The sequence below is a fragment of the Stenotrophomonas sp. P5_A9 genome (assembly GCF_056400525.1).
Window position 1 is genome coordinate 62,693 of record NZ_JBFULC010000012.1, and the last position, 10,865, is coordinate 73,557.

At 68.2% G+C, this 10,865-nt stretch carries 9 protein-coding genes; 3 read left to right on the top strand and 6 right to left on the bottom strand.

What is annotated here, in order from left to right; genetic code table 11:
• Positions 1-40: 40 nt before the first annotated feature.
• Positions 41-1,486, top strand: coding sequence for an FAD-dependent oxidoreductase (locus AC1DR7_RS05735; protein WP_256777293.1), 1,446 nt, complete (start codon positions 41-43; stop codon positions 1,484-1,486).
• Between the two features lie 428 nt (positions 1,487-1,914).
• On the opposite strand, the gene AC1DR7_RS05740 is transcribed toward AC1DR7_RS05735, so the two are convergent.
• Positions 1,915-2,205, bottom strand: a complete 291-nt coding sequence (locus AC1DR7_RS05740; RefSeq protein WP_457318263.1) for an exodeoxyribonuclease V subunit beta — start codon at positions 2,203-2,205, stop codon at positions 1,915-1,917.
• A gap of 161 nt (positions 2,206-2,366) precedes the next feature.
• Between AC1DR7_RS05740 and AC1DR7_RS05745 the strand changes: the two genes are divergently transcribed.
• A complete protein-coding gene (locus tag AC1DR7_RS05745) occupies positions 2,367-3,239 on the top strand; it encodes a methylglyoxal synthase (RefSeq protein ID WP_457318264.1) in 873 nt (290 codons plus the stop codon).
• A gap of 248 nt (positions 3,240-3,487) precedes the next feature.
• Here the strand turns inward: AC1DR7_RS05745 and AC1DR7_RS05750 are convergent, their stop codons facing one another.
• The 3 genes from AC1DR7_RS05750 to ttcA form a co-directional block, all read right to left on the bottom strand.
• Entirely contained in the window at positions 3,488-4,276 is a 789-nt protein-coding gene (locus AC1DR7_RS05750) for a M48 family metallopeptidase (protein WP_457318265.1), read from the bottom strand.
• A 102-nt stretch (positions 4,277-4,378) separates the two neighbouring features.
• Complete coding sequence (locus AC1DR7_RS05755; protein ID WP_256777288.1) at positions 4,379-5,284, bottom strand: recombination-associated protein RdgC; 906 nt, start codon at positions 5,282-5,284, stop codon at positions 4,379-4,381.
• 45 nt (positions 5,285-5,329) lie between these two features.
• The gene (gene ttcA, locus AC1DR7_RS05760; protein WP_478076416.1) at positions 5,330-6,241 is read right to left on the bottom strand and encodes a tRNA 2-thiocytidine(32) synthetase TtcA; all 912 of its coding nucleotides are present in this window, start codon (positions 6,239-6,241) and stop codon (positions 5,330-5,332) included.
• Positions 6,242-6,347: 106 nt separating this feature from the next.
• Between ttcA and AC1DR7_RS05765 the strand changes: the two genes are divergently transcribed.
• Positions 6,348-6,542: a YdcH family protein gene (locus tag AC1DR7_RS05765; protein ID WP_306175477.1), complete on the top strand. Its 195-nt coding sequence runs from the start codon at positions 6,348-6,350 to the stop codon at positions 6,540-6,542.
• Between the two features lie 410 nt (positions 6,543-6,952).
• Here AC1DR7_RS05765 and plsB read toward each other — a convergent pair whose 3' ends face one another.
• Together plsB and AC1DR7_RS05775 are read right to left on the bottom strand one after the other, a co-directional pair.
• Positions 6,953-9,655 (bottom strand): glycerol-3-phosphate 1-O-acyltransferase PlsB, encoded by a 2,703-nt coding sequence (plsB, locus tag AC1DR7_RS05770; protein WP_256777286.1) that lies wholly within the window; start codon positions 9,653-9,655, stop codon positions 6,953-6,955.
• Positions 9,655-10,623 carry a hypothetical protein gene (locus AC1DR7_RS05775; RefSeq protein ID WP_457319995.1) on the bottom strand — a complete coding sequence of 323 codons (969 nt, stop codon included), beginning with the start codon at positions 10,621-10,623 and terminating at the stop codon, positions 9,655-9,657. Before AC1DR7_RS05775 ends, plsB begins: the two co-directional genes overlap by 1 nt.
• Positions 10,624-10,865: the final 242 nt, after the last annotated feature.

The window sequence follows — 10,865 nt, forward strand, 5'->3', positions numbered from 1 at the left end:
CCGGGCTCTGCCCGGCGACCGAACAACGCAGGGCCCACCCATGAGCCGCAAGCAAGCCTTCCAGTTCCTCGACCTGCCCCGGACCATGCCGCAGCGCATCCCGGTCGAACTGCGCACCTCCGGCGACTGGGGCGAGCTGTACGGCAAGTTCGGCAAGGAAGACGCGCAGTACCAGGCCGGGCGCTGCCTGGACTGCGGCAACCCCTACTGCAGCTGGAAGTGCCCGGTGCACAACGCCATCCCGCAGTGGCTGCAGCTGGTGCAGGAAAACCGCATCCACGAGGCGGCCACGCTGTGCCACTCGACCAACCCCCTGCCCGAAGTCTGCGGCCGGGTATGCCCGCAGGACCGCCTGTGCGAAGGCAGCTGCACGCTGGAAGAATTCGGCGCGGTCACCATCGGTGCGGTCGAGAAGTACATCGTGGACACCGCGCTGGCCACCGGCTGGCGCCCGGACATGACGGCCGTGGAGCCCACCGGCAAGCGCGTGGCGGTGATCGGCGCCGGCCCGGCCGGACTGGCCTGTGCCGATCGTCTGGCGCATGCCGGGATCCAGGCGGTGGTGTATGACCGCTACGAACAGATCGGCGGGCTGCTGCAGTTCGGCATCCCCAGCTTCAAGCTGGACAAATCGGTGATCAGCCGCCGCCGCAACGTGCTCGAGGGCATGGGCGTGCAGTTCCGCCTCGGCGTGGAGATCGGCCGCGATGTCAGCGTGGACGAACTGCTGGCCGAGTACGACGCGGTGTTCGTGGGCACCGGTGCCTACCGCTATACCGACGGCGGTCTGCTCGGCCAGGATCTCAAGGGCGTGCTGCCGGCGCTGCCATTCCTGGTGCAGAACAGTCGCATCGTCAGCGGCAGCGACGCGCATGGTCGCCCTATCGCCGGCTGGGAAGACCAGATCGCCCTGCCCGACCTGGACGGCAAGCGCGTGGTGGTGCTCGGCGGTGGCGACACCGGCATGGACTGCGTCCGCAGCGCCGTGCGGCTGGGCGCAGCCAAGGTGACCTGCGCCTATCGCCGCGATGAGGCCAACATGCCCGGCTCGGCGCGCGAGGTAGCCAATGCCCGCGAAGAAGGCGTGCGCTTCCTGTTCAATCGCCAGCCGCTGTCGATCGAAGCCGGCGCCGATGACGAAGTGATCGGGGTGATGGTGGTGGAAACCCAGCTCGGCGCGCCCGACGCGCAGGGGCGTCGCAACGCGGTGCCGATCGAAGGCAGCGAATCGCTGCTGGAAGCGGACGTGGTGATCATCGCGTTCGGCTTCTCGCCCAGTACCCCCGCCTGGCTGACCGCGCAGGGCGTGGAAGGCGGACACAACGGCCGCATCATCGCCGGTGGCAAGGACCGGCTGCCGTTCCAGACCGCGCATCCGCGCCTGTTCGCCGGTGGCGATGCCGTGCGCGGTGCCGACCTGGTGGTGACGGCGGTGGCCGAAGGCCGCGATGCGGCCGGCAGCATCGTGCAGTTGTTGTCGGTGTAACGCGGCGGGCGTGCCGGGGCCGCGCTGCGCGCGGTTGCCGGGCGTGGGCCGGCATTACCGGCTTCGTTGTGGTTGGTGGTGGTTGCCGGGCATGGTCTGGCACTACCGCTTCGTTGGGGTTGGTCGCGTTGCCGGGCATGGCCCGGCACTACCGGTTTCGTTGTGGTTGATCGCGTTGCCGGGCATGGCCCGGCACTACCCGCTTCGTTGGGGTTGGTCGTGGTTGCCGGGTATGGCCCGGCATTACCGGCTTCGTTGCGATTGGTCGTGGTTGCCGGGCATGGCCCGGCACWACCCGCTTCGTTGGGGTTGGTCGTGGTTGCCGGGCTTGGCCCGGCACTACCCGCTTCGTTGTGGTTGATCGCGTTGCCGGGCGGGCCCGGCACTACCGGGGCGGCGGGTAGAGCCGGGCCATGCCCGGCTGCTTTTCAGGCCGCGTTCGACAGCGGCGCGGCCGCGCGTACGCCGGCGCGCTCGATTTCCAATGCCAGCAGCAGCTGGATTTCATCGAGCTGGTCGCGGATGCGCTCGTTGCTGGCACCATCGGCATGTTCCTTGCCGATATGCGCGTCCAGCATGCGCGCCAGGCCGGCCAGCAGCACGTCCGCATCGCCGGCGGCGGCATGCCGCAACAACCGGCCGAGCGCGCGGATGCGGGCGCTGCGGTCATCTGCCGAGGACAGGGCTGACAGGGAGTGAGCGGAATTGGAGGGGGTCATGGCAGGACGTCCTGATTGACTGACAGTACCCACTGTCGGTTATGGCCCACCCACGAACCATGCAACTAATACGAAAACGTGTGAAGGCCGGTGACGGTGGTCGCGCTTTCACACGGCAGGAAGCGACATAGAATGCGGTTTTCCCGTCCCGGACACTTCCCATGCGCATCGGCCTGGCCGCCAACCGCCTGCACCACCATGACAAGCACGCCGCGCTGTTCCGCTGGCTGCGCGCCTGCGACGGCGGGCTGCGCGAGCTGGGGGTGGAACTGCACGCGGTCGGGCGCACCTTCGATGCGATCCGGCGGCTGGGCTTCCTGCCCGACTTCGCGCCGCTGCAGCGCTACCCGAACGGGCGCGAGGGCGGGCTGATGAAACTGGTCGCCGAAGTGGTCGGGATGGGCGCGCCGGAACGCACCCTGGACGGGGCGATCTACCTGATGGACCCGGTCGACCCGTCCTCGGTGTTCCCCGAGGCCACCGCGCTCAAGCGCCAGTGCGTGATCCACGGCAAGCCGTTCATCTCCACCGTGGCCACCGCGCGCGACTGGGTGGAAGTGGAGCGTGTGCACGCCGGGCTGGTCGCCGATCCGGGCGCGGACGACCTGCACGCGTTCGAGCGCCAGACCCTGGCGCTGATCGCCCACGATGCGATGAAGCCGGCCATGCTGGCCTTCGCCGATGCGCATTTCGATCTGTTGTCCCGGTTCCACCACCGGGTCGGCACGGGCACCACCGGCCAGCGCCTCAACGAACTGGCCTGGAGCCGCGGCTGGCCGCAGGACCAGGCGTGGGTGGCGCGCTACCAGAGCGGCCCGATGGGCGGCGATGCGCAGATCGCCGACCGCGTGCTGGAAGGCCACTGCCAGCGCGCGATCTTCTTCGAGGACCCGCACGTGGCACGCCAGCATGAAGCGGACATCCAGCTGCTCGAACGGGCGGTCACCACCGTCACCGACCAGGCCGTGTGCATCACCGCCCCGCGCGTGGCCGAGCGCTGGGCGCAGGCCGCCACCGCGCGGATGGATCGCTGACGGGTCCGACGCGGACGGTATCCACGCATGCCGTGGCCCTCCCCAGCGGAAACATCACCTGAGCACCGGGCAAGACCCGTAAGACGCGTAGCGCCACGCCATGCGTGGATACCGCGCGCCAGCGCGGTACATGCCGCCGCAACCGGATCGTCGACCCGTTGGCCTATCGACCGACGTTGACCCTGACCGACGCGCTGCATCAGGCGTCCAGGACGCCCGGATGACAGGCAGCCACGCATGGCGTGGCGCTACCCCGCCGGAGTGAGCATCTGCCGCAGCATCGCTTTCAGGCGCCGGCCTTCGAGCTGGAAGTAATCCCGCTCGGCATGCCAGTTCGGGAACCGCTGCTCGACTTCGGCCCAGAACGCCGGTGAGTGATTGGCCTGGATCAGATGGCAGAGCTCGTGCACCAGCACGTACTCGAACGCCGACGGCCGCCCCAGCACCAGCGCCAGGTCCAGCGCCATGCTGCCGTCCGGGGCCAGCGAGCCCCACTGCGATGACATCACCTTCAGCCGCAACCGGGCCGGTGCGCGCGGCAGGCCGGGCAGGTAGCGCGGCAGCCACTGGCCGACATCGGCGCGGGTCTGCGCTTCGTAGAATTCGCGCAGCGCGCGGCGCAAGGTGGCGTCGGTGCCGCGCGCGGGCCAATGCAGGCACGCGCCGGCATCGTCCAGCGCCATGTGCGCGTAGCGACCGCTCTCCCAGCGCAACGGCAACAGTTCACCGCGCAGCGGCAGCAGCCCCGGTTCGCCGATCACCAGCGGCGGCGGCAGGTTCTGCGCCTGGTAACTGCGCAGCTGGGTCGACAGCCAATCGCGGTGCTGTTCCAGGAAACGCTCGCCCATCACCAGGCTGGCGCGCGGCGGCAGGGTCAGGCGGACGCCGCGCTCGTCGACGCTGAGCTTGATCCGGCGCGCCCGCGGATCACGCACGCGCAGCACATCGATCTCGGCATCCTCCAGGCGCAGTCGTACCGTATCGCGCTGCACGGTGGGGGCAGCCGGCGAAATGAGGCGGCGGAGGAATCCAGACATGGGTACAGCATAGCGCCGGCGGTGACCGGCGCATGACTGCGCGCTGTTCAGCCGATCCCGGGCGGCGCGCGCTCCCGCGCGCCGCCCGGAACGGTAGGGGCGTCAGTCGGCCTTGCTGAGCTTGAAGGCCGCTTCCAGCAGCAGGAACAGGCGGCGCACTTCACCGCTCTGCAGGGCGAAGCGGGCGTCCAGTTCAGCGCGGCGGCCGTCATCGTCGGCGTGTTCGAGCTGGTCGAGCGCACCATCCAGGAACTTCAGCTTGCGCACGATCAGGTCATCACCGAGCACGAAGGACAGGTTGTCCTCGAACACCAGTGCCAGCTTGGTCACCTGCTTGCCGGCGTCCAGGTGCTTGTCGATCTCGTCGCAGCGCAGTTCCTGGTGCTGGCACTTGACCACCGCCCCGCCCTCGGCCGGGTCCTTCATCTCGCACTCTTCGCCCAGGCTCAGCCCGGTCGGGAGTTCCTCACCGGCGATCCAGCCGGTGAGGATCGAGCGCGGCGCCACTTCGGCGTTGAGCGGCATCGCCGGGAAGCTGCCGAGCAGGCCGCGGATGTCGGACATGACGTTCTCGCCGGTCTTGCGGCTGGAACTGTCCACCGCCACGTAGCCGTGGGTGAGGTCGATCAACGCATCGGTACGCGAGCTCTTCACGAACGCGCGCGGCATCAGTTCGTGCAGCAGGTCGTCCTTGAGCCGCTTGCGCTCGCGGCCGCCGGGCTTGCGTCCTTCCTTCTCTTCGATCTCCTCCAGCTTGCGCGCCAGCAGATCGTTGACCACCGCGCCCGGCAGGATCTTGTCCTCACCGCCAACGGTCAGCCACAGCGCATCGCCGATGCGGTGCGAGAACACGGTCTTTTCCTCGCGGCCGAACGGCGAGATGAAGCCACGGGAATTCATTTCGAGCGGGCCGACCGGCTTGAGCAGCACCTGCGGCAGCAGCGTATCTACCTCGGAGAAATCGGTGGCGGTCGGGAAGCGGAACAGCGTCAGGTTGCGAAAGAACATGGAAGTCCGGATAGGTCGTGAAAGGAAGGCGGGGCGAGGCTCGGCTCAGGACAGCCCGGGTGCGCCGCCGGCGTCGGGGGTGGCGTCGGTCCAGGCCGACGGCGTGGGCGGCGCGGCGGCAATGCCGTCGCGTCCCAGCGCCATGAAATCGAACAGGCTCGGATCGGCCAGCTGCGAAGGCTGGATGTTGCCCAGCGCGCGCGCGATCTGATCGATGCGGCCGGGGTGCTGCTGTTCCCACTGCTGCAGCATCTGCCCGACCTGGCGGCGTTGCAGGTTGTCCTGGCTGCCGCACAGGTTGCACGGGATGATCGGAAACGCGCGTGCCTGCGCATAGGCGCGGATATCGTCTTCGGCCACGTAGGCCAGCGGACGGATCACCACGTGCTGGCCGTCATCGCTGCGCAGCTTGGGCGGCATCGCCGACAGCTTGGCATGGTGGAACRGGTTGAGGAAGAACGTGGCCACGCTGTCATCGCGGTGGTGGCCCAACGCGATCTTGCTGAAGCCATTCTCCGCCGCATGGCGGTACAGCGCGCCGCGGCGCAGGCGCGAGCATAGCGAACACATCGTGCGGCCTTCGGGAATCACCCGGCTCACCACCGAATAGGTGTCCTGCTCGATGACCTGGTAGGCCACCCCGATCGATTCGAGGTACGCCGGCAGTACGTGCGCGGGGAAGTCCGGCTGCTTCTGGTCCAGGTTGACCGCGACCAGCTCGAAGCGCACCGGCGCCTTTTTCTGCAGCTGCAGCAGCACGTCCAGCAGGGTGTAGCTGTCCTTGCCGCCGGACAGGCACACCATCACCTTGTCGCCGTCGGCGATCATGCCGAAATCGCCGATGGCCTGGCCGACCTGGCGGCGCAGGCGCCGCGCCAGCTTGTCCTGCACGGCGTCGAGCGCGCGCGGATCGCGGGCGCGCGGGACGGGATCGGGCAGGGCGAAGACGGCGCTCATGGGGGGTCATTCTACCGGCTCGCGCCGACCGTCACGGCCACCGGGAAGTGACTGCGTTCACCCCCACGGCTCACCGTGGATGTGTATGCTCGAGACTGTGGATACCATGACACTCGCCGACATCAGCGCCCGCCTTGCCCACCTCCGGCAGGAGCACCGCGCGCTCGATGACCAGATCCAGCGCATGGCCGCCAACGGCGAGGACGAGCTGGAATTCAAGCGTCTGAAACGACGCAAGCTGCAGTTGAAGGACTGCATCGCCAAGCTGGAAGACATGCTGATCCCCGACGAACCGGCGTAGAGCCGACCGTTGGTCGGCTGCCGTCCGTCCCGTTCCCCGCCGATGTTCCGGAGGGTAGAGCCGACCGTTGGTCAGCTGCCGTCCTTCCCGTTCCCCGCCGAAGTTCCGGAGGGTAGAGCCGACCGTTGGTCGGCTGCCGTTCTACCCGCTCCCCGCCGATGTTCCGGACGGTAGAGCCGACCGTTGGTCGGCTGCCGTCCGTCCCGGCGGCATGAACCTTGGCGTGCGGCTTCGGACGATGGTCAGCGTCGGTCAGCCGGTGCACGCCGTATTGCTTCGTCTCCGGACGCTTTTGCCGCGCTTGCGCGCGGGTACCGACCAACGGTCGGTACCTACGAATTGCTGGCGAACGCAATAAGATCCGGATACGTCGGGATACGTGTGGATGCGCCTCGGCGCATCCGCGTCCGTCAATCCGTGGCGACCGGCTCTTCCGGCTTGGCCGCTTCCGGACTCACCCGTTCGATGGTGTGGCGCAGTTCGCGGCCGAGGATGAACTTGGCATCCTTGGCCCATGCATCCAGGCGCGCGTCGAACAGCAGCTTGCTGTTTTCGTCCGGCCACACCAGACGCAGTTCGCGCAGTTTCTGGATGAAGCCGCGGAACAGGGTGCGGTCGAAGAACTCCGGCGCCGCCGGTGCATACAGAAGGCTCAGGCGCTGCGCAGCCTGCTGGCACAGGCTTTCCAGTTCGGCCGCACCCAGCGTGCCCGGGCCGTTCTTCACCAGCACCGAGATGGCGATGTAATAGCGCTCGAACGCCTGCTGCAACGAGTGGCCGATCGCACGCAGGCGGAACACCTCGTCGGTCTGCCCGGTGTTGCGCGCCAGGATGCCGCCGTCGTCGTCGTTGATGTTCTGCAGCAGGCCCTCGCGCACGAACACGTTGATGGTCTGTTCGATGCGCTGGGCGAACTCGTCCTCGGTCCACGGCAGGAACAGCTCGGCCTGCAGGAACGGATACACCGTGCGGCCCAGTTGGACCAGGCCGGTGCGGCTCATGCGGCGATTGTTCTGGAAGCAGCAGGCCACCCACGAGGAGGCGGTGAACAGGTGGATGACGTTGTTGCGGAAGTAGCTGAGCAGCACCGCGGTGTCGCCGCTGACACTGAGCACATCGCCCAGCGGGTGCTTGATGCGGGTGAGGACGTTGATCTCTTCGGCGTGGGCGATGATCCGCTCCGGCGAGTGCGGTGTCACCGTCACCCGGTCCGAATACGGCATCTCCACCAGCAGCGTCTTGCACAGTTCAATCTGCGCGATCAGGTCGGCCTCGCCCATCGCGTGCTTGGGCGTGGACAGCAGCGCCAGCGCCAGCAGGTTGATCGGGTTGACGTCGGCAGCGCCGTTGATGTGCACCTGGATGCGCTCGGCCAGATGGTCGACCGTGCCCGACAGCCAGGACGGCTTCTCGTCCTCGCCCACCGGCTGCCCGTTCCACGCCGGCGCCTGCTGGGCCAGCACGTCGTTGAGCGCGATCGGCTCGCCGAAGTTCACCACCACCTGCCCGTAGTTCTGCTTGAGCACCTTGGGGATGGACCACAACAGCGACCAGATCGATTCCTTTTCCTTGGGCCGCCCGGACAGTTCGTCGAGGTAGCTGCCGCCTTCCATCAGCTTTTCATAGCCGATGTAGACCGGCTGGAACAGCACCGGCTTGCGCGGCTGGCGCAGGAACGCGCGCAGCGTCATCGAGATCATGCCGCCCTTGGGCTGCAGCAGGCGACCGGTACGCGAGCGACCGCCTTCGACGAAGTATTCGATCGAATAGCCACCGGCGACCAGCTGCGCCACGTACTCGCTGAGCACCGCCGAATACAGCGCGTTGCCGCGGATGGAGCGACGGATGAAGAACGCACCGCCCTTGCGCAGCAGCGTACCGACCACCGGCAGGTTGAGGTTGATGCCGGCCACGATGTGCGGCGGCACGATGCCCCGGTCGTACAGCAGGTAGGACAGCAGCAGGTAGTCCATGTGGCTGCGGTGGCTGGGCACGTAGACCACTTCGTGCCCGGGCGCGGCGGCCTTGAACTTGTCCAGGTGATGCACCAGCACGCCGGCGTAGATGCGGTTCCAGACATGGCTGAGCATGAAGCTGGCCGAGCGCACGGCGGGGCTGGAATAGTCCGCGGCGATTTCCCAGGCGTAGGCGTGCGCCTTCTTCCAGGCATCGGCCGGCTTGGAGTTGTCGCGCTTGGCCTGCGAAGCGATCGCCTCGCGCACGGTGTCCGCGTCCAGCACCTTGTCCACCAGCAGGCGGCGGGTGGACAGGTCCGGGCCGATCACCGACTCGCGGATGCGGCGGAAGTGGGTACGCAGCACGCGCTGCAGCTTGCGCACGGTACGTTCGGGGTCCAGCCCCTCGTTGATCGTGCTGCGCAGCGAGATCGGCGGGGCAAACCGCACGATGGTGCTGCGGCCATTGAGCAGGACGGCCAGCAGGCGACGGAAACGGCCCACCAACGCCCAGTTTTCCGAGAACAGCACCGCGAACCAGCCGCTCTGCTTGTCCGGGGCACGGCCGACGAAGATCGACACCGGCACCAGGTGGACGTCCAGCTCATCGCGCGCGCGGTGGGCCTGGAGCACCTTGGCCAGCGAATCGGAATGGGTCTTGGCGCCCCGCTGCTCGGGAATCAGCGAGTTGCTGCTGCTCCGGCGCGACAGCGCCACATAGGCGCGCTTGCGCCCGGTCGGATCGCCGGCGATGGGCACCAGTGGCGATGGCAGGCCGGCCTCGCGGCAGGCCTTGTCCAGGATCAGCGCGTTGGACAGACCGTAGTCCTCCAGCACGTACACCACCGGGCGACCGTCGTTGTACTGGCCGGGGTGCTCGGGTTCGATCTTCAACGCCAGCCACGGCTCGACCAGGCGGCCGAGCAGGCGCGCCCACCACGGGCGGCGGCCCACCGGGGCGCGGCTGCCGGGGACGATGGCCGACGGCGCAACGTCGACCGGCTCAGCGCCGACAGGCGCCTCAGGCGGTACCTGGCCGGCATCGGCCGGGGCGCCGGTGGCGGCCACGGGAACGGACGACGGGGACGAAGCGTCCGGCGTCTTGGGCGGCTCTTCGCCGGGGAAAGGCAGGGGATTCTGGTTCGGCATCGGCTTCATTATGGCTTAGCCGATGCGGAAGCACCGTCCTTGACCGTCGCGGCCGCCTCTGTTTCGGCGGCCTGGCGGGCGTCATGTTCAGCTTGTGCGGCCTGTGCGGCCTGCAGCAGCGCATCGGCCTCTTCCAGCGTGCGGGACACGTACCAGTGTCCATCGCGACGGGTCATGCGCACCTGGGCCTCGATCTGTTCGCCGGCCAACGGGTACTGCACCCGCACCACGGCATCGTTGCCCAGCGCGGACACCACCTCCCCGCGCAGCCCCGTGAGCGCACCGTCCAGCGAGAGTCCATAGCTGGCCAGCGCGGTCTTGAAGGCCTTGAAGAACGGGCCCAGCCGTCGCAGCGATTCCTCCATGCCGGCCGTCTGCAGCTGCGCGTCGGTGGACAACCCGGTAGTGCGCGCGGTGGCGGTAAGCAAGGTGATGGTGGTGCGGGCACGCTGCTTGTCGGTCAGCGGTGCCGCCGCCGCCCAACGGCTGAGCACGTCGACCACCTGGCTGTAATGGGCGCGCTGGGCATCGGTGTAATCGGTCTGGTTGCGCAGGTACTGCACGCCGAACAGCCCCATCGAGTGCGCGGCCTGGCGCACGCCGGTGGCCTGGCCGGCAATCTGGGTGTCGAACGAACGCTGCAACCGCTGCGGGGCGTCCGGCTGGGACAGCGCGGCGAGCATCGGCAGCAGCTGGCCCTCCAGCGGCAGCTCGGTCAGTGGCCAGCGGCTGTGGCCCTGCGCCCAGGCCGACTGCAGGCGCTCGTACTGGGCCGGCGGTACCGACGCGCGCGCATAGCCGATCAGGTCGTTGTCGGCGACCTGCCGGGCCAACTGCTGCAGCGCGGCCACCGGCTCTGCCGCCGGTGCGTCCGGATCGATCCGATCGCCCTTGCAGGCACTGAGCAGCACCAATCCACACAGGGCCAGCGCCAGCGCATGCCCCCGGTACTGCCACGACTTGGACGACATGGACATGAATTCGGACTCCCCGGGCCGGTCCGCATCTTGCGGCCTGCGCGCCCGCAGCGGCAAGCCACGCCCTGCCCGGATGCAATCAGGCAGACGCAACCTATTGAAGCAGATGATTATTTCAATACGGGTGGTTCGTCTGGTGCAAGAAAGGATCTTCGCCCCTGGGCGGGGCAAGCAGAAGCGTGCTTCGACCGCTTCCAGCAGCGGCGGTCGATGGGTCGGGCGCTGGGCGCCCRTGCCCTTTC